This is a genomic window from Bradyrhizobium sp. 2S1, from assembly GCF_011516625.5.
GTDB classification, from domain to species: domain Bacteria; phylum Pseudomonadota; class Alphaproteobacteria; order Rhizobiales; family Xanthobacteraceae; genus Bradyrhizobium; species Bradyrhizobium septentrionale.
This window is the reverse complement of the sequence record NZ_CP147717.1, coordinates 8,839,849-8,856,884: the sequence shown is the minus strand read 5'-3', so window position 1 is coordinate 8,856,884 and position 17,036 is coordinate 8,839,849. Positions and strand designations below refer to the sequence as shown.

Below are 17,036 nucleotides of genomic sequence, written 5' to 3'. Positions count from 1 at the left end.
GGAACCAGCACGCCCGCGGTCAATGCGTCGCGCGCGCGGAACGTTTCGTTGCCTGATCGGTTCGAGACTTCGAAGCCCCCGAACGAGGGGCGTGAGCGGGGAGGAAGCCAGCCAAGGAAACTACCAAGGAAGCCAGCCAGGGAAGCCGGTCAAGGCCGGAACCAACACGAAGGAGCAGCGGATGAAGCTTAATGCCACGCAAGTCAAGCAGACCATGACGCAACTGAATGCCCAGGTGCTGCCGGATGATCATCCGGCGGTGGCGCAACTGAACAGCGTTTTCGGCGAGCACACATTCTTCGTCGATACCAGCGGACTCAAGGTGCTCGAGCCGGCGCAGACCTCGGACATGCCGGGGCAGACGGGCGAGGTCGTGAGTCTCGCCGAGTGGAGCGATCCGGAGCTGACGTCGCTTCGGCCTCACGAGCCCGAGCCGACCGGCGTGCTCATCACGCTCGAACCCAGCAAGCATTGAGCGCCGCAGCGCGCGGCACGGCGATCGGGCCTCTTGATGGTGACAGTCACCAACGTCACTGCAAGAGGTGCCGAAAGTCACATGGCAAATCAGCGCCGCCTGCGTATGCATCTGCGTGAGGTGGGTATCCAGGCGGTGAGGGGCAGATGGGGATCGTGCGGCGCTGGAGCTCGGACGAGGACGAGAAGCTCCGTGAGCTCGCCGGGGCCGGCAAGAATGCTCTCGAGATCAGCAACGAACTAACCCGCAGCGCGTCGGCGGTGCGCCGGCGCGCCGAGGTCCTGTCGGTTCTCATCATCGCCAAGGCGTTTCGCGCCCGCCCGTCTCATGTCGCCACCCATCTCGAGCGGGTCGCGATCGACGCGATCAAACATCGCCGGCCGTTTCCCGCGGGCGTCGGCCCGAGCACGCTAGCCGGAATGATCGACAAGGGCTGGATTATCCCGGAGGTGGGGCGGAGATATCGCGTCACCGACGCCGGCGTGGAGGCGGTGCGGCGCAAGATCCCGAGCAGTTGAAGGCGCTGCGTGGCTGCGCGCCCGGCGCGACCCGAATGTGGGTTGGCGGGTTTCCCGTAGATGCACGGGACGCCAGGCGGAATATTTGCGCCGAGCACAAGATTTTGCGCCCGAGACGGACGCGCTCGCCGTTCAACCATCGGGGGCGCATCAGCTGCGGTCTCCTCTTGCCCTTCCGTCCGAGTTGATGGTGCCGATGCTCAACGTCCCGCAGGCTCAAGCCGACCGATATCGGCGTTTTGCCGATCTCTCCGATTCCGTCGGTGAGGCAGTCGATGCGATCGCCGGACTGAGCGCAGCAGAGCGTACCGACGTGGCATTCCTCGAGCGGGAGTTCATCCCCGCGCTCGGCCTCAACGACGAGCTGCTGCGCGAACAGCCGCCGGAATTGTCGGCGAGCTTCGGCAAGGGCCTGCACCTCTGGCAGTATCCGAGCCAGCTCGCGCCGTATCTGGCCTGGCTCGCACGCAATGCGTCCGGCGTCTCATCGTATATGGAGATCGGCTGCCGATGGGGCGGCATGTTCATCCTGGTTGCGGAGTGGCTCCGGAACAGCGGTGCCGACCTCAAGACCGTGATCGCGCTCGATCCGATCGATCCGACGCCGTTCATCACGACCTATTTCGAGCTGCTGCGCGAGCGCGCGGAGATCGAGCCGGTCTATCTTCAGGCCTTCTCCACCGCGCCGGTCGTCAGCGCCTATGTCGATCGGGTGAAGCCGGACTTCGTCTTTATCGACGGCGATCACAGCCTGCGCGGCGCGATGCTGGACCATCTGCTGGTCCGCGCCCATGCCAGGATCATCGTGCATCACGACGTCCACTCCCAGGCCTGTCCGGATACGACGCTGCTCTGGACGGCGCTCAAGGAGTTCGAGGCGCCGATCTTCGATACGTTCGAATTCACCAGCCAATATCCGTCCGTCGGCGGTTCATTCCTCGGCATCGGCGCGATGAAGCGGCGGTCAGCGTAGACTGCACAGGACTCACGGTGTTGGCGGCGTCTCGAAGGCGCGCCAGTTGATCGCTCGGAGGTCGCCGCGCTGATAGGGCTGCGGGACGCGCTGCCGGGCCGGCATCGATAGCTGTCGATGTAACACCGGAAAGTTCTGCGCCAGTGTTCCGTTGGTGGGCGGATCCTGCGTATCGGTCGCGGTCAGGCTCACCAGACGATAGCCCGATCCGAACGCCCGCTCGAATGCGCCGGGCTCGAGCTTCCGGATCGTGTTCGGATCCTCGATATCGCCAAAGGTCACGATCATCGGCGTCCTGTTCGGTTGAAAGCTGCCATCGGCCTGTATCGATTCCGGCAGCAGGCTTCCCGAGATCGGCCTTTCGTCGAGCTGGTTGTTGATGGTGACGAACACATAGCGCCTGCCGCCAAGATCGGCGTAGGGCGCTTCGCCCCGCTCGGAGGCCGCGCCCTTCACCGCGGCCGGGTACCACCATGGTGCATGCGAGTGGACCATCTCGATCACGGAGGCGCCGCGTGCCGTGCCGGATGGTGTCGCCACCTCGATCGAAATCTTCTTGCGGATCGGTTTTGACGTCGACGATCCGCCGAACACCAAGAGATAGCCGCCGCCGAGCACGAGCAGCCAGATCACCAGGCGCCGGACCGCCCAGTTGAGCAGGTTCGTCCGCGGCATGCGCTGCTCCGCTCTACCCGGCGCGTTGTGCCGAGGCTGACGCCCCGTTGAGCGCGCGCGGCGCAGCGCGTCGCTCCTCGAGATAGGCGTTGCCCCAGCTCCACAGCGAGCGGATCACGGGTTCGAGCGAACGCCCGCGCGCCGTCAGCGAATACTCGACGCGCGGCGGCACCTCCGGATAGATCTCGCGGTGAATCAGGTCAGCGGTCTCCAGCTCGCGAAGCTGCCGCGTCAGCATGCGCTGTGAAATCCGCGACAGCCGCCGCCCGAGTTCGTTGAAGCGGATGGTATCGCCGAGCAGGTGATAGAGGATCACGGCCTTCCACTTGCCGTCGATCAGATCGAGCGTCGCCTAGACGGGGCAGCCGGCCGCACAATCATAGCTCTTCGCATCGCGCCCCTTCATGGTTCACTCCCTGATACTACCGGACATTCCTGTGCGTAATTGTCAGCGCCTAACTTAGCGCGCAACGTTGGTCCCGCAAAGCCGAACCTTGCCGATCAAGGCCGGGCCGGCGCGCAACGACACATCAACGGCAACAGGGAGGGGACCCGCGTGAAGCGAGGGATTTTGTTGATCGCCGCGATGACGGCGAACGTATTGCTATCAGCTGCGCGTGCGGACGAGCCGGCGGTCCGTGCCGAGATCGTGGCGCGGTTGCCCGAGTCGGTCGGCAACATCGCCATCACGCCGGACAACCAGCTGATCTTCAGCCATCACCCGTTCTTCAGTCCGGAGATCAGGGTCGCGAAGCTGACGTCGCCGACGACATTCCAGCCGTTTCCAAGCGCGGAGTGGAATACGCCGCGGAAGGGCACCGACCAGTATCTCGACAACGTGCTCGGGCTCCGCTCGGACGAGAATGGCGTGGTCTGGATCATCGACATGGGATTCCGCACCAACATCACGCCGAAGCTGGTCGGATGGAATACGCGCAGCGACCGGCTCGAGCGCATCTATTACATGCCGGATCCCGTGACGCGGACGGGGTCGCAGCCGCAGGACATCGTGATCGACCAGAAGCATCGCAAATTCTACATCGCCGACGAGAATATCGGCCCGGGCGGCGATGGATCGCATGCCGCGATCATCATCATCGACATGGACACCGGGCGCGCCAGGCGCGTGCTTGACGGAGACCGTTCCACGATCCCTGAAGACCTGCCGATCACGGTGGACGGCAAGGATCTCACGGTGTCGGGCAAGGACGGCAAGCCATCCATCATCAAGGTCGGCTGCGACGGCATCACCATGGATGTCAGGTCGGAATGGGTCTACTTCGCGCCGCTCAGCGGGCGCTCGATCTACCGCGTACGGGTCGCCGATCTCAACGACGAGAAGCTGACACCATCCGAGCTGAGCGCCAGGGTCGAGCGCTATTCAGACAAGCCGAACAATGGCGGGCTCTCGATCGACTATGCCGGCAATCTCTATCTCACCGCAGTCGAGAGCAAGTCGGTCGGCGTCATCGGGGCCGATCGCAAATATCGCACCTATCTGAGCGACGCCGAGATGGTCTGGCCCGACGGAATCACGGCGTCCGCGGACGGCTACATGTACGTATCGGCGTCGCAAATCTCCGCGGCCGCGATGTTTCACGGCGGCAAGGGCGAGAACAAGGCGCCGTATCTGATTTATCGCTTCAAGCCGCTCGCGGCCGGGTACGTCTCGCGATGAGTGCGGGCGCAGCGTGTTGACGACGACGCCCGGCCTGTTTTGCAGGCCGGGCGACAATTGCAATCACGAACTCGCCGGCCGGTCGCGCAGATTGAGCTTGCTCTTGTCGCCGCCGGCCCAGGCCAGCGTCTTCGGGTCCATCACGCGGAACCAGAGCGGCGGGATCGCAGCGAGCCCGAACATGCCGGTGTAGCCGTTCGGCAGCCGCGGGATGTCGTCGAAATCGCGCAGCGACTGGTAGGGGCGCATCGGGTTGGCGTGGTGGTCGGAATGACGTTGCAGATGGAACGTCATCAGGTTCGAGACGATGTGGTTGGTGTTCCAGGAGTGGCGCGGCTCGACCGCCTGGTAGCGGCCGTTCGGCAGTTTTTCGCGCAACAGCCCGTAATGCTCGACATAATTGGCCTGGGTCAGCGCATACCAGCCGAGGAAATGATGCGCGACGATGAACGGCGCCACCTTCCAGCCGAACAGCGCAATCAGAATAGCCGCGACCACGAATGTCAGCGCAAAGCCCTGCAGGATCTCATTGTTGACCGACCAGACCGGCTCGCCGCGCCTGGTCAGCCGCTCGGCTTCATTGCGCCAGCCGCGCTTGAAGGCGCCGGGCAATTCGCGCAGCGCGAACGCATAGATCGATTCACCGAACCGCGCGCTGGCGGGGTCTTCGGGGGTCGCAACCCAGGTGTGGTGGCCGCGATTGTGCTCGACGCGGAAGTGGGCGTATCCCACCGCACAGTTGGCGAGCGTGCCGAACAGGATGTTGAGCCTGTCCGGCTTGTGGCCGAGCTCATGCCCGATCAGCAGTGCACCGCCATTGATGGTGCCGACGCCGAGCAGCAGCGCGACGTAGGACCACCATGGCAGCTCTTGGGTGCCGAAGAAGGCGATCAGGGCGACGTAGTTGACCCAGGGAAATACCACGGTGAAGCGCGCGAGCCGCAGATAATACGGATCGGCCTCCATCGCGGTGACCACTTCCGCCGGCGGATTGTGGCTGTCTTCGCCGAACAGGACATCGAGCAGCGGGATCAGGATGAAGATGAAGACGAAGGGGATCAGCGTCACCAGCGGATTGTGCGTCCGCAGGAACAGCCAGTAGGACAATAGCGGGATCAGCGGCGGGATGAACGACAGCATCCACAGATAGCGTTTGCCGTCCCAATAAAAGATCGGGTCGCCAGCATCATTCTTGCCTTCGAAGATCATCGCATTCCCTCCAGCATCTCTCGTCGCGTCGGCATTCGCCGTTGTTAGCCTGAGCATGCCGCGAGGCGGGCCTGCGCCGCCAGTTCACAACAGGCCAAATTTGTGGCATTTTGCGCCAAACGTCAGACAGCCGGGGAGGCCGCCGACACCATGCAGCGATCGGATTCGGATGCCCTCCGCGCGCCGGTCACCGTGAGCTATGCGCGGGCGCTGGTCCGCGCCTTTGGCAAGACGCGCGGCGAGCGCGACGAACTGCTGAAGGGCACGGGGATCCAGCTTGAGGCGCTCGACCAGCCGGGCGCGCACATGCCGGTGTCCGCGCTGGTGGTGCTGGCCGCCAACATCACCCGCCGGCATGGCGAGCTGTGGCCGTTGTCGGCTGCTTCGGTCTGGTCGACATCGCTGCAGGGCGCGCTCGACGTCGCGACCCGGACGGCACCGACCATCGAGGATGCCTTGATCACCGGCGCCCGCTTCGGATCGACCCGCGCGCCCTTCATCCGCAACCGGCTGCGCCGCACCGCGCGCGCGATCCAGATCGAAATTTCTCCCGCGGTGGCGATGGATGACGCGCTGTGGCACGCCGTGGCGCTGGCGGTCAGCCTCAACGTGCACGCGGTGTACACGCAGCTGCTCGAGGATGCGATCGGGCAGGCGACGCTGCAATTTCCCTGGGCCCCGCCTGCGGACGCCGAGCGGCTCGTGCCGCATTATTCCTGCGCGGTGAAGTTCAACGCGGCCGCCTTCCTGTTCGATGTGCCGAAAGAGTTGTGCGCGCGACCGTCGCCGTTTGCCGATCCGGAATTGCACGCCAAGGCGATCGAAGCCTTGGAGGCGATCGAGAAGCCGCGCTCGGACAGTGAGGCGCTGACGCGGATCGTGGAGAACCTGATCGCGTCGCGCCTGCCGCAGCGGCTCGGCGAGGAGGAGGCCGCGCGCCTCGTCGGCACCTCGCGGCGGACGCTGGTGCGGCGACTGGCGGAAGGTGGCGGCGCCTTCCGCCCGCTGCTCGACGCCGTGCTGCGCGAGCGCGCGAGGGTGATGCTCGCGGCAGGCACCCAATCCCGCGACGAGATGGCCGCCGCGCTCGGCTACACCGATGCGACGAGCTTTAGCCGGGCGTGCCGGCGCTGGTTTGGGGAGAGGGGCGTGCGGGATTAGCGGATCACGGCGTGTTGCGCGGTTCGCGTTAGCCCAATACATCTGAGGCTGGCGCGCCTCGGTCGATGAAGAGGGTCAGTATTGCTTCAGCCGTGGCACATTGACGCGGCGGTCGCGGTCACGAGCATTGCCAGGATCATGATCCGGTTTCATACTCTGAAGGCCGGAAAGCGGAGACAGCGATGCTGTTTCGTCTCGCATTTGCTTTTATAGCGATGGCGGCGCTGCTGGTTGATCCGATTGACGCCATCGCGCAGGACATGCTGCGCGATGTCGACCTCAACAGTCCCGACATGACGACGTCGGAGATGACGCGCGCCGAGGTCGACGCGCTTCTCGAGACGGCACGTCAACAGCCGGCGAACCGACGCACGGCAGATTTGGAGGGAAAGCGGCTGTCGCACCTCGATCTCTCGGGGCTCGACTTCTCCGGTGGCAATCTTCGCCTCGTCAAACTCAACCGCGCCAGCCTGAAGGGCGCGCGCTTCGACGGGGCCATCCTGAACCAGGCCTGGCTGATCGACGCAGATTTGACCGGGGCGTCCCTCGTCAGAGCATCGCTGCTCGGCACCCAGATGCAACGCGCCAGGCTTGGCGGCGCCGATCTGAGCGGCGCTCGCATCACCGCCGATCTTTCCGGCGCCAGCCTGATCGGGGCCAAACTTGCGGGCGCCGATTTGAGCGCTGATATGCGCAACCAATCGATGGGCCTGATGCGCGGTGTGCTCAATTCCGCCGATCTCCGCAATGCGGATCTGAGCGGCGCCAATCTCTCGCGGGCCGATCTCGAATTCGCGAAACTGCAGAACGCCAATCTGGCAAATTGCAATCTCAGCCGCGCCAACCTCGTGGGAGCCGACTTGTCCGACGCCAATCTCGCCGGCGCCGATTTCACCGAGACCGACCTTGCGTCGGCCCTCCTGCCGGGCGCGGCGGCGCTGGCCGATACCCGCAATCTGGACAAGGCCCGGAACTTGAACCTGGCGCGGCGCCCAAACTAGCAGGCGAATTGCAGTGCCCGGCAACTGGACTTATGCTCTGCGTTGAGAACCACGCTACCGCTCATCGTGCGGCGGGCAGGACCACGGTGGATGGTTGCATGTCGCACCGGAGGTGACGTCATGACCATTTCTCCCACACTGCACAAATATCTTGCTGCCGAAAACATCGCGTACGACGAAATCCCGCACGTGCTCACGATGTCGTCCACCCATAGCGCCCAGGCATGTCACGTGTCAGGCGATCGCCTGGCCAAGGCGATCGTGTTGCGTCGCGACGGCGGCTACATGCTCGCCGTGCTGCCGGCCTCACATCACCTCAGGCTTGAGGATCTGAGGGCGAGATTCGGCGACGATATCGCCATGGCCGCTGAAAGCGAGATCGATCGTCTGTTCGCGGACTGCGCGCACGGGGCGGTTCCCGCCGCCGGCATCTGTTACGGGCTTGACGTGATCGTCGATGACAGCATCGAGATGCAGCCCGACGTCTACATTGAAGCCGGCGATCATGAGACGCTGCTGCATCTCGGTCGTGCGCAATTCGCACGCCTGACCGCCAACGCACTGCGCGGCCGCATCAGCGCGCACGACTGACGCGCTAGATGGCGGGACCATCCGTCGGTGCGCCCTGATCAAGGCGCGGCCCACATGCGGTCACGCCCGATCTGCTGTATAGTTGCAGGCGAGGGGGCTGCTGCCTTGCAAGGGAGGTCCTCCATGAAGGTCAAGGACGTGATGCACAAGGGCGTCGATTGGGTGAGCCCTGATACTCCGATCGCCGAAATCGCAAAATTGATGCAAGGGCACGACGTCGGCTGTATTCCGATTGGACGAGACGATCGCCTGATCGGGATGGTGACGGATCGCGATATCGTCTGCAAAGGTGTTGCGAGCAAGGACTTCAACCCGGCACGCGCCACCGCGCGGGATGTGATGACCGAAGGCATCCACTGCTGCCGGGAAGACGATGATCTGGCAAAGGCGGTGCACCACATGGAGACCCTGAAGGTCCGCCGGCTGCCCGTCATCAACAAGAGCAAACGGATGGTCGGCATGATCAGCCTGGGCGACGTCGGCCACTTCGCCGGTGCCGATCTCGTGTCCCAATGCATGAAGGGCGTGTCGGCTCATCATTGAGGCGAGGCCGGTCTGCCGGAAACGACCGGCAGATCGGCCGGCACCGTGGTCGCACGACAGAACGTCACGATGAATCTAGAGCGTGCTCAATACTTCCGGTTGCTGCGGGAGAAGCCGATCCCTGTTGCACCGACGCATCAACTGTCGAGCGATACATTCATGCCGATGGAATTTCTTTTGACTGATCGCGGACGGCCCGTTTTGCTGTGCCCATTATGTTTGACGCAGCGATTTCCATACTTTTCATTGTGAGTGTTGGCATCCTCCTCGCTCACGCGATCGATGCGTTCAGATCGTGACATCAGGCAGCAGTCTGCGTGAGTTAAGCGGACTATCAACCAGTGACGCCTTTGGCGAAATCAACCACTTCGCCCGATGCCAGACGGGTATCAACCCAGCCGACCTTGCCGCACGCGGCCAATCGCATGGACGGCTATTTGCCGTTCAAAACCCTTGCACAAACCGGGACGTCCTGACGGCGCGGCGTCTAATGATGCCCGAGTATCGAGAGGACGCGCTGGGCGGTGCTGCGGTTGGCCGAGCAGCTTGTGACCGGCTTCCTGTCTGGGGCCTGACCCGTCGAGGCAGGGTGTTTCAGGAAAAGACGCCGCCGGTTTCAAAAATACACGCCCGGCGGCGTTTCCTTCCTGAACTGGGACACTGAAATCCCCAGCATGGTCTCCATTGCAGCGCCCATGCCAGAGCGGTTCAGACTGGCGGGACCTGACGGCAGGTCGTGAGGATGAACCCTGCCTTGCTGCATTGCCACTCACTGCCGAGCGCAGCGCTCGATACCGGGTGAGGAGCGGCCATCGCCATCAAGATGACAGCCGCACCGGCCAGCAGACTTACGACCACCAGCATGCGTACTTTGTGGGTCCACATCGTCGTCGCTCCCTTGGGTCAGTGGGCCAGAAGCTTTGTGTCGGACTGCGTTGCAATCGCGTGCTTTCTGTCGGTCGCTCTCTGTTGGCGAGCGAGACGGAGATTCTGGATGTACTGCCGTATCCAGAGACCGAGGTCGGCCGAACGCCTGATCTGTGCGGTACGCAAAACCTGGTCGAGATCCTGGAATTTGATGCCGTTGTCTTGCTGCATGGCTTTATCCCGGAAATGTACAGGTGATGAAAAACACCGGGGATGCTGAGCGCCGTTTGTTTCGGGCTCGCTTCGAGGGGCAGGAAATGATGTTTCGTTCACGCGGAGGTTATTAGGCGGGTGGGCAAGGGGGCCCAAGGCACTCGCGCCCGTGGTTCACCGGCGCGCTCGGAGAGCCGGCAAGATCTTGATAAGATGAGTATTTATATTGTCATCGTCGCGAACCGCCCATTCTGGGCGCGACGCCTATCCTCCCGTGGCCCCGATGGCGATAAGCGAAAAACCCGCTGCCGTATGTCGAGTCCAGTGTCGGACCGGTTGCATAGGCGAGCGCGGCTTGGTCGCGCTCGAACCTCAGTCGCTCTTTCTCTGCCTCGATTTGCCGCATCTCGATCGCGCGCTGTTTATCAAGCTGCATTCTTTCAAAGGCGCGCTCGTTTCGTGCGCGCAGATCGGCGTCGTCGAGGACCTCACCGCCAGGCCCGTAGATATGCTCGATATCTCCCGTGATGACCCGCACCTGCTGAGCTCGCGATGGCGACGTTACAGCGAGACAGGTGGCGACGAAGATTGCTGCTCGGAACACGCCAAATCTCCCAAGCGTGGTGGTGTGCGAACCTGATGTAAGTCCCGACCTGGCGCCGTTTCAACATGACGGCATTCACGACGTCTCACGTTCGCGTTCGGCGCGCGGGAGCAGGCTCGTGACGAGCATCGTTGCCGTGACTTGAACCGTTCACAACCGCCGGGTGGGACTTGAATATGCTGGCGTCCACCGGAGGCCGGAAATGAGCTCTTTGCTGCGGCTACGCAGCTTCGTTGACGCTCGCGATCACGGTCCGCATATCGGTCGCCAGGTCGCGATAGCGCGCACCCAACCGCAGATATAGTTCGCGACTGCTCCCATCCTGCACACGGCTAGCGATCATCTCGCATTCGGCGGCAAGAACCTCAAATCGTTCCAGCTTTGCATGGAGAGCAGACATGGGGCGCGTCCCTGACTGATACTGAGGGACTTGCGACGCTACTCCTCTGATTGCGTCTGATTAAGCATTATTATCCGGTAGAACTAAAAATTCTTACCCGCCGCCGTTTCGGTCATTGTCGCTGTCGCTCTTCCGGGCACTGCTGACGAAAGGGGGCGCATGGCGGGGGGCTCATGGAAATGGTTTCATGCCTGCGCCGAGTTCTCTTTCTGAGAGACGTCTTTCAAGGGTGGCAATGGTTCCCTTGAGATTATAGTACCGCTCGTTCAGCGACCTCGCCAAAATCGGATACCTTCTGTCCGATCGGTCGGAAATCCCCGCGCGCACTTCCTCGGCCGTGATGTCGTCCTGGATCGTCTGACAGGCGAGGATCAGATCGGCCAGTATTTTGCTGATCGTCAACTCTCGTGGAGTGCTTTCGCGGGCTGTCTCAAAACGAGGATGCATGTTCATCTTGGTGCTCCGAATGTTTGAGTTCGGCACACCGGGAATGGTTGGCGCCGAACTGTTCACGCATGCGTCGCAAGTTGCTTGCCAGTGTCGGGCCCGTAAGAGCACGGTCGGAGCGGTCGCACGCGGGCTCGGCGCCGGCGGCGAGCTCGCTCCGGATTTTTACGGTGGAGAACACTGCCCCGGCAGAACCTATTCTCGGCGCCATGTTGGAATGCAGGCGCCTAGGAGCCCGTCCAGATATGTTTTCGTGACGGGCATTTGTTGTAGAGTAGCAGGCTCAGGCTGCGTTTGCGAGGTTGAACAGCTTGAGGAGGTTATGGACGGTGCAGATCATTGTCCACTCGGCGCGCACTTTCTCGATGCCCCGCAACAGGAACTGGCGGAAGCCTCTTGCCTGTTTGATCTGCCCGAACACCGGCTCCACCACTTGCTTTCGCAATCGGTAGGGTGTTTCGAAGCCGCCATCGTCGATCTTCTTTCGCATGGCCTGTGTCAGCGGGCCGCCGACTTTTCCGTTCGCTACTGTCGGGTGCTTGGCGCGTCCGGGCGCGACATAGCCATCGATGCTGCGTGTGTCGAGCGCTTCGAGATTGGCTTCGCTGCAGTAGCCGGAATCCGCTGAGGCCTGCCGCGGCTTGCGGCCAAGATTGCTCTCGATGGCCTCGATCAGGGGCACCAACTGGCCCTGATCGCTGCCGTGCTGGGTCAGTTCTTGCGCGACAATGATCTGGGCATGTGCATCGACGGCCGCCTGGGCATTATAGGCCTGAACGAAGCCATCCTTCGACTTCATGATGCGGCTTTCCGGATCGGTGAAGTTGCGTTGCGCCTTGGGATTGGGTTCCTCCGATGGCAGCGCCGCCGGTTTGCCCGGCTTCTTGCGGCCTTCGGCCTGGCGCTGCTGTTCCTTTTCGGCCTCGATGCGGCGCTCTTCCTCCGCCGCCAGTTTGGCGTCCGCTTCCAGCGCCGCCATCGCTTGCTGGATCTTCGCCAGCCGTTTCTGCTTGTCGACGGTCCAGTCCGGCAGTTCGTCGCTGTTGCCGAAAGTCTCATCCTCCGAGGCATCCGCCGCCTCGGCGGCCGCCAGCATGCGAGCGACCTCGGCCTTCAATTCCGCCTCGCGCTTCTTCATGCGCTCATAACTCATCGCCTTGTGTTTCGACGCGTTCGCCTTGATCTTCGTACCATCCAGCGCGACATGACCGAGCTTGACCAGCCCGGCCGTCTCGCACAACTTCAGAACCTGCACGAATAGCGCGCCGAGCGCCTTCAAATGTCGCTTGCGAAAGTCGCTGATCGTCCGAAAATCCGGCGCATCCAGCGCCACGATCATCACAAAATCGTTCCGCTCCCGGCAGGCCTTGGCAATCCGACGCGACGAATACAGCCCACTCGCATAGCTATGCAGCAGCGCCACCATCATCCGCGGATCAAACGGCGGCTGCCCAAGCCCGCTCACATAGCTGCCCATGATCTCCCTGAGATCGAGGCTCTCCCGCACCAGATCAACCATAAACCGCGAGACATGGCCTTTCGGCACGAAGTCCTGCACATTCGGCGGCAGAAGCAGCGTCTGATCGATGTTCCAAGGCCGAAAATACTTGCTCATCGCCCAATGTTGAATCAGACCCGACCAGATTTGAACAGCGACTATCCAGACAAGCTCCTAGCGTGGCGCGCTTGTAGTCTCGAGCTGCATTCTGATCTCCAGCTGTCTCGGCAAACCTGACCGCGGCCTCCAGGTCTTGAGCCGCAGACGCGCTATCACAGAACAGGCTGCGAACTTCAGCCCGGTATCGATATGTCCTGTAGTTCATCGGGTTGTACTGAAGCGCCAGGTTGTAATTGTTCTGCTCCTCGGTGGCACCTCGGCGCGCTTCATCAGACTGACTGTTGAAGTTGGCCAGGCGATTGAGCGCCTGGAGTGTCCCGAGCTCCGTGTAACGTAGAGACATCGCGCCAAAGGTCACTGGGAGCGCTTCGCCCGACGAAGGGAGTTGCTTCACCGGGGCAAGCGCGCGTTCAATTTCAATCTTCTTGTATTTGATGGCGTTGTTGTAGTCCCGCAGGCTTTGGAACACGCTCGATACTTCGCCATTGATCGGAGCGACATAGGCGGCCGGGAGTCGTCGATCCCCGAGCAAGCTGAGGCATGCCCGTATCTTTGCCTGAGGAGGCAAGACATCGCGACATTCCTTGTCGATCACACGCCACTCGTCCCGTGAATGCGCCGTCGGCCGCGTCTGCGCAGCGGAAGGCAGCACAATAACCAGTGCAAAGAAGATCGCTAATGTGCGACCGCGACTTAGGCCATCCATTTTATCTCCTCGCCGTTAGCCCGATCTCGACCCGCCGCCGGATAGCCTCGAAGCGGGTAGGAGCGTCGTCCTGGGCGTTGTCGCGGCGCTCACCGGGCGCAGCCCAGAGGACGTCGAGCGCATCTTGCAGGCGCACGATCTCGGCGGCAAATTCGAGTTGGCAGAGCAGGCCATGGTGGAGCTTGAGCAGCAGGTTAGCGGAACGTAAATTGCAAACCGGTCTGCAAGCCGGAAATACCGTTCCGGTTCTGTCTCAAGCCAATTGATGGACTTTATTGGCGCGCTCGGAGAGATTCGAACTCCCGACCCTCGGAATCGAAATCCGATCCTCGCCCCAGCAAAATCAACGCTCATTCTGAATTTTCCCGGTCCGTTCCCTCTTTGAATCCATTATTGTTTTCGGCGCGTTCAGAATGCCGACGCGGATATGCCAGCCTCCGCCGGCGCCTCGATCGCGTCCGGCTCCTGCGCCGTCTCGGCCTCGGCGAGGCGGTGTGCGTGCCGCTTCCGGGTGGCCGAGAGCATCCGCTTGGCGGTGCGCTTGGCATAGCCCTCATAGGCCTTCTGGGTCTTGTGGGTGGACAGCGCCCGACCCTGGCCGTCGGTCAGCTCAGCTTCCTCGAGTTCGGTCAGGCCGCCGTGCCGGCAGGCGTCCAGCGTGAAATGCGCTGGCACGCCGTCGATCTTCTTTCGCAGCCGGGCCACGACGTGATTGAGTGAGCTGTAAATCCACGGCTTCGACTTGCCCTTTCCGAGGTCCCTCAAGATCATCGGGATGCCAAGTTTCGGCAGCTTTGCCAGAATCTCCTCGGCCTCGGCATAGAACTGCACGAGGCCGTCCGGCATGACTTCTTCGAGCGGGTGTGGTGCCATGGTGCCGGTTTTGTGGTGCACCACCCGGATGATTGATGGAGCGCTCGGCGCCCGGTAGTCGGACCACTTCATGTGACCCGCCACGACGTTCTCCGGGCGCTGCAGCCATTCGAAGCAGATGACCGCGGTCGCGGCTGCCTCCGGATAGCCGGCATCCACAGCGCCCCACGCGAACGCATAAACCTCGTCCCGGGTGACTGCGGGCTTCTCGACCTTTGTCCGCACCTTCAGGGTCACGCCGGTCCAAGGATTGGGGACCTCCTTGTCGAACTCGGCGGGGAACAGGCGGTGCACGACGCGCCAAGCCTTGCGGCAGAGCCCGATCAGCTTCTCTCCGGTGCGCAGGCGCTGCGTGTTTTTCAGCTTCTTCTTGCCGGTGCCTTCAAGGAACTTGTCGTAGAGCTTGTCGGCCGCTCGCGGCGAGATTGTCTTGACCAGCCGGCCGCCGATGCGATCGCCGCTCTTCGTCTTGATATCGCAGATTTGGTCCATAGCCCACTCGTAGTCGCTGCGCGAGCGAGGGGCGACCTTCTCAAGATAGGCTTTGCTGATCTTGTATTCGCGGAAGAGCCAGTCGACCGTGCCGTATTTCGGCATCGCGGCGCCACCGGAGACGGGTAGCCCCTTGCGCGCCTGATCCCATTCGTCGAACTGATCGTTGAGCGTCTTGGCCCGGTCGATCATCTTCGCGAAGTCTTTGCCGAGCGGCTCGTTCGATACCGGGCATTTGAGGGCCCGGTACTTGGTCGGGACATTGTAATAGAAGGCCGTCGCACCCTTCGCGAGACGCTTTGGGATGACGTGACGCGGAAGATCCATGCTCACAGTTCCTCGGCGAGGTCGCCTTGGACGCCCTCCGGGGCTATCGCCCGATCCAGATCGTCGATCAGCCATAGTCGTCGTCGCCCCTCCGATACACGGGGCTGAGGATAGTCCTTCCCGACACGTTTGAGGAAGTCCTCGACGAACTTCTCCCCGACGTACCCAGCCGCAAGGTCAGCGCGCATCCGGCGCGGCCAGGAGCCAAGGGGAATGGTTGACGGGCGGGCGGTCATAAGTGGTCTCCTTGCCAGCACGGGGCCCGCCTGCGAAGCGGGCCCCGGCCGGGGTCTATTTTACACTTACTGCAAGCTGCTCACGCAGCTTCTCGGTCTCTTGGTAGGTAGCGGCGATCGCACTCCTCTTCGAGGTCCGCGACCTGGCTGGCGTAGCGGGCGATCTCGGCCTTCGCCGCGCTCAAAGCCTCACCCGGCGTCAACACGTAGTCGACGAGCTGATGCGCCTCGCTCGCCGTGCAGCCGAGCGACTGGACGAGCTCCAGCGACTCTTCGAGGAAGCGGTGATTGCGCTCGATGCCGTCACGGCAGACGTCGATGGAGAAGCACGCCTTCATCCATTCCGCGACGCGACCCTGAAAGGTCACGGGCAGGGCCTCCAGCGCCTCGCGCGCGAGAAAGGCGGCGCGGGCCTCAGCGTCCAGCAGGATGATCTGTTGCAGTCTCTCAGTCGCAATGGTGCTCATTTGCCAAACCCCAAGTAGAAAAAGACGCTGACGACCGAGAGGGCCATCAGGACAACGACGATCTGTTCAACGCTCACTTCGATCTCCTCTCTTCCCTGACCTGCAGGCCGCCGGAGACGAACGCCATGAAGCCGCCCTCGTAGAGGTACTGGCCCATGCTCCGCGCAAACCTGAATGCGATGTACTTCGCCGCCGACGGCGAGGCCGCCTGCACGCGGAAGCAGTCGCCGCCGCTCCTGACCTCGTACTGGCGGACCGCGAGCGATGGCTGCCGGTTGCGCTGGCCCGCGCGCTTAGGCGCGGCGGGCGGCTTCTCGGCGGGCACGTCGATGACGCGCTCCTCGACATCCGGCAGGTCGAACATCTTCAGTTGGTCGGGCTTGGTCATCGGCTGAACTCCACCCCGTTCTGGACGCCCCACGCCTCGATGAAGGCGAGCAATTCCCCCATATCGACGGCCTTCATCTTCGATGACCGGCCCTCGTAGGGCAGGAAGGTCGAGCCATCGAGGGAGGGCATCATCTCCACCTCCTGGCCGCAGGCGTGCATCATCAGCAGCTTCCACTGCTCGGGCGCGTAGAACTTGGTGTTGCCGTTCATGTCGACGTGCGGCACCTGCTTGGACACCTCGCCGAGCATCGCCCACATCTTCTTGCGCTGAGCCTCGGAGGCGAGATCGACGTGCATCTCGATCAGGGTGCCGGGCTTGGCGTCCATCACCATGCGGCACAGGAAGATGCGATCCTCCTCGTTGGCGATCACGATCCCGCTCATGCTCTCACCGGTGTCCTTCCAATCACTTCGAGCAGCTGGTCAATTCGGTAGAGCAGGGCCACGTCCTTCGCGTCTCGAGAGCGCAGCAAACCATCGCGCGTGCAGACCAGACTGATCCGCAATGCCGCAGACTGGCGCTCCGTGAGCGCCAGTCCGTTGATCGTGACCTCGGCTTCCGCGACCGCCAC

At 62.6% G+C, this 17,036-nt stretch carries 24 protein-coding genes and 1 tRNA gene; 9 read left to right on the top strand and 16 right to left on the bottom strand.

What is annotated here, in order from left to right:
• The first annotated feature begins 181 nt into the window (after positions 1–181).
• From HAP54_RS42295 to HAP54_RS42285, 3 genes are all read left to right on the top strand, one after another.
• On the top strand, positions 182–475 hold the full coding sequence (locus HAP54_RS42295) for a hypothetical protein (protein WP_166306974.1): 294 nt from the start codon (positions 182–184) through the stop codon (positions 473–475).
• A 146-nt stretch (positions 476–621) separates the two neighbouring features.
• Positions 622–993: a hypothetical protein gene (locus HAP54_RS42290; protein WP_166297260.1), complete on the top strand. Its 372-nt coding sequence runs from the start codon at positions 622–624 to the stop codon at positions 991–993.
• A 196-nt stretch (positions 994–1,189) separates the two neighbouring features.
• Entirely contained in the window at positions 1,190–1,966 is a 777-nt protein-coding gene (locus HAP54_RS42285) for a hypothetical protein (protein ID WP_166297258.1), read from the top strand.
• A gap of 12 nt (positions 1,967–1,978) precedes the next feature.
• Here the strand turns inward: HAP54_RS42285 and HAP54_RS42280 are convergent, their stop codons facing one another.
• A complete protein-coding gene (locus tag HAP54_RS42280) occupies positions 1,979–2,641 on the bottom strand; it encodes a hypothetical protein (RefSeq protein WP_166297256.1) in 663 nt (220 codons plus the stop codon).
• 13 nt (positions 2,642–2,654) lie between these two features.
• On the bottom strand, positions 2,655–2,981 hold the full coding sequence (locus HAP54_RS42275; protein WP_166306971.1) for a winged helix-turn-helix transcriptional regulator: 327 nt from the start codon (positions 2,979–2,981) through the stop codon (positions 2,655–2,657).
• A 216-nt stretch (positions 2,982–3,197) separates the two neighbouring features.
• Between HAP54_RS42275 and HAP54_RS42270 the strand changes: the two genes are divergently transcribed.
• Positions 3,198–4,319 carry an L-dopachrome tautomerase-related protein gene (locus HAP54_RS42270; RefSeq protein WP_210297466.1) on the top strand — a complete coding sequence of 374 codons (1,122 nt, stop codon included), beginning with the start codon at positions 3,198–3,200 and terminating at the stop codon, positions 4,317–4,319.
• A 63-nt stretch (positions 4,320–4,382) separates the two neighbouring features.
• On the opposite strand, the gene HAP54_RS42265 is transcribed toward HAP54_RS42270, so the two are convergent.
• Positions 4,383–5,528 carry an alkane 1-monooxygenase gene (locus tag HAP54_RS42265; protein ID WP_166297254.1) on the bottom strand — a complete coding sequence of 382 codons (1,146 nt, stop codon included), beginning with the start codon at positions 5,526–5,528 and terminating at the stop codon, positions 4,383–4,385.
• A gap of 150 nt (positions 5,529–5,678) precedes the next feature.
• Between HAP54_RS42265 and HAP54_RS42260 the strand changes: the two genes are divergently transcribed.
• From HAP54_RS42260 to HAP54_RS42245, 4 genes are all read left to right on the top strand, one after another.
• Positions 5,679–6,689 carry a helix-turn-helix domain-containing protein gene (locus tag HAP54_RS42260; RefSeq protein WP_166297252.1) on the top strand — a complete coding sequence of 337 codons (1,011 nt, stop codon included), beginning with the start codon at positions 5,679–5,681 and terminating at the stop codon, positions 6,687–6,689.
• 182 nt (positions 6,690–6,871) lie between these two features.
• Positions 6,872–7,690 carry a pentapeptide repeat-containing protein gene (locus HAP54_RS42255; protein ID WP_166297250.1) on the top strand — a complete coding sequence of 273 codons (819 nt, stop codon included), beginning with the start codon at positions 6,872–6,874 and terminating at the stop codon, positions 7,688–7,690.
• A 120-nt stretch (positions 7,691–7,810) separates the two neighbouring features.
• Complete coding sequence (locus tag HAP54_RS42250) at positions 7,811–8,281, top strand: aminoacyl-tRNA deacylase (RefSeq protein WP_029081679.1); 471 nt, start codon at positions 7,811–7,813, stop codon at positions 8,279–8,281.
• A gap of 123 nt (positions 8,282–8,404) precedes the next feature.
• Complete coding sequence (locus HAP54_RS42245) at positions 8,405–8,824, top strand: CBS domain-containing protein (RefSeq protein WP_166297248.1); 420 nt, start codon at positions 8,405–8,407, stop codon at positions 8,822–8,824.
• 708 nt (positions 8,825–9,532) lie between these two features.
• On the opposite strand, the gene HAP54_RS42240 is transcribed toward HAP54_RS42245, so the two are convergent.
• Both HAP54_RS42240 and HAP54_RS42235 read right to left on the bottom strand, forming a co-directional pair.
• Positions 9,533–9,688 (bottom strand): hypothetical protein, encoded by a 156-nt coding sequence (locus tag HAP54_RS42240; RefSeq protein ID WP_166297246.1) that lies wholly within the window; start codon positions 9,686–9,688, stop codon positions 9,533–9,535.
• A gap of 39 nt (positions 9,689–9,727) precedes the next feature.
• Complete coding sequence (locus HAP54_RS42235; protein WP_166297244.1) at positions 9,728–9,922, bottom strand: hypothetical protein; 195 nt, start codon at positions 9,920–9,922, stop codon at positions 9,728–9,730.
• Between the two features lie 337 nt (positions 9,923–10,259).
• Between HAP54_RS42235 and HAP54_RS42230 the strand changes: the two genes are divergently transcribed.
• Positions 10,260–10,544 carry a hypothetical protein gene (locus HAP54_RS42230; RefSeq protein WP_166297242.1) on the top strand — a complete coding sequence of 95 codons (285 nt, stop codon included), beginning with the start codon at positions 10,260–10,262 and terminating at the stop codon, positions 10,542–10,544.
• Between the two features lie 184 nt (positions 10,545–10,728).
• Here the strand turns inward: HAP54_RS42230 and HAP54_RS42225 are convergent, their stop codons facing one another.
• The 11 genes from HAP54_RS42225 to HAP54_RS42175 form a co-directional block, all read right to left on the bottom strand.
• Positions 10,729–10,908, bottom strand: a complete 180-nt coding sequence (locus HAP54_RS42225) for a hypothetical protein (protein ID WP_166297240.1) — start codon at positions 10,906–10,908, stop codon at positions 10,729–10,731.
• Positions 10,909–11,079: 171 nt separating this feature from the next.
• Positions 11,080–11,361, bottom strand: a complete 282-nt coding sequence (locus HAP54_RS42220) for a hypothetical protein (RefSeq protein ID WP_166297238.1) — start codon at positions 11,359–11,361, stop codon at positions 11,080–11,082.
• A 277-nt stretch (positions 11,362–11,638) separates the two neighbouring features.
• Positions 11,639–12,970, bottom strand: a complete 1,332-nt coding sequence (locus HAP54_RS42215; RefSeq protein WP_166297236.1) for an IS1182 family transposase — start codon at positions 12,968–12,970, stop codon at positions 11,639–11,641.
• Positions 12,867–13,568, bottom strand: coding sequence for a hypothetical protein (locus tag HAP54_RS42210; RefSeq protein WP_224741547.1), 702 nt, complete (start codon positions 13,566–13,568; stop codon positions 12,867–12,869). The genes HAP54_RS42215 and HAP54_RS42210 overlap by 104 nt, the downstream gene beginning before the upstream one ends.
• Before the next feature lie 387 nt (positions 13,569–13,955).
• A tRNA-Arg gene (locus tag HAP54_RS42205) sits at positions 13,956–14,029 on the bottom strand.
• Between the two features lie 58 nt (positions 14,030–14,087).
• A complete protein-coding gene (locus HAP54_RS42200; RefSeq protein WP_166297234.1) occupies positions 14,088–15,371 on the bottom strand; it encodes a hypothetical protein in 1,284 nt (427 codons plus the stop codon).
• A 2-nt stretch (positions 15,372–15,373) separates the two neighbouring features.
• The gene (locus tag HAP54_RS42195; RefSeq protein ID WP_166297232.1) at positions 15,374–15,607 is read right to left on the bottom strand and encodes a hypothetical protein; all 234 of its coding nucleotides are present in this window, start codon (positions 15,605–15,607) and stop codon (positions 15,374–15,376) included.
• 80 nt (positions 15,608–15,687) lie between these two features.
• Positions 15,688–16,074, bottom strand: a complete 387-nt coding sequence (locus HAP54_RS42190) for a hypothetical protein (RefSeq protein ID WP_166293452.1) — start codon at positions 16,072–16,074, stop codon at positions 15,688–15,690.
• A gap of 73 nt (positions 16,075–16,147) precedes the next feature.
• Positions 16,148–16,462 (bottom strand): hypothetical protein, encoded by a 315-nt coding sequence (locus HAP54_RS42185; protein ID WP_166297230.1) that lies wholly within the window; start codon positions 16,460–16,462, stop codon positions 16,148–16,150.
• The gene (locus HAP54_RS42180) at positions 16,459–16,848 is read right to left on the bottom strand and encodes a recombination protein NinB (protein ID WP_166297228.1); all 390 of its coding nucleotides are present in this window, start codon (positions 16,846–16,848) and stop codon (positions 16,459–16,461) included. Before HAP54_RS42180 ends, HAP54_RS42185 begins: the two co-directional genes overlap by 4 nt.
• Complete coding sequence (locus HAP54_RS42175) at positions 16,845–17,036, bottom strand: hypothetical protein (RefSeq protein ID WP_166297226.1); 192 nt, start codon at positions 17,034–17,036, stop codon at positions 16,845–16,847. The genes HAP54_RS42180 and HAP54_RS42175 overlap by 4 nt, the downstream gene beginning before the upstream one ends.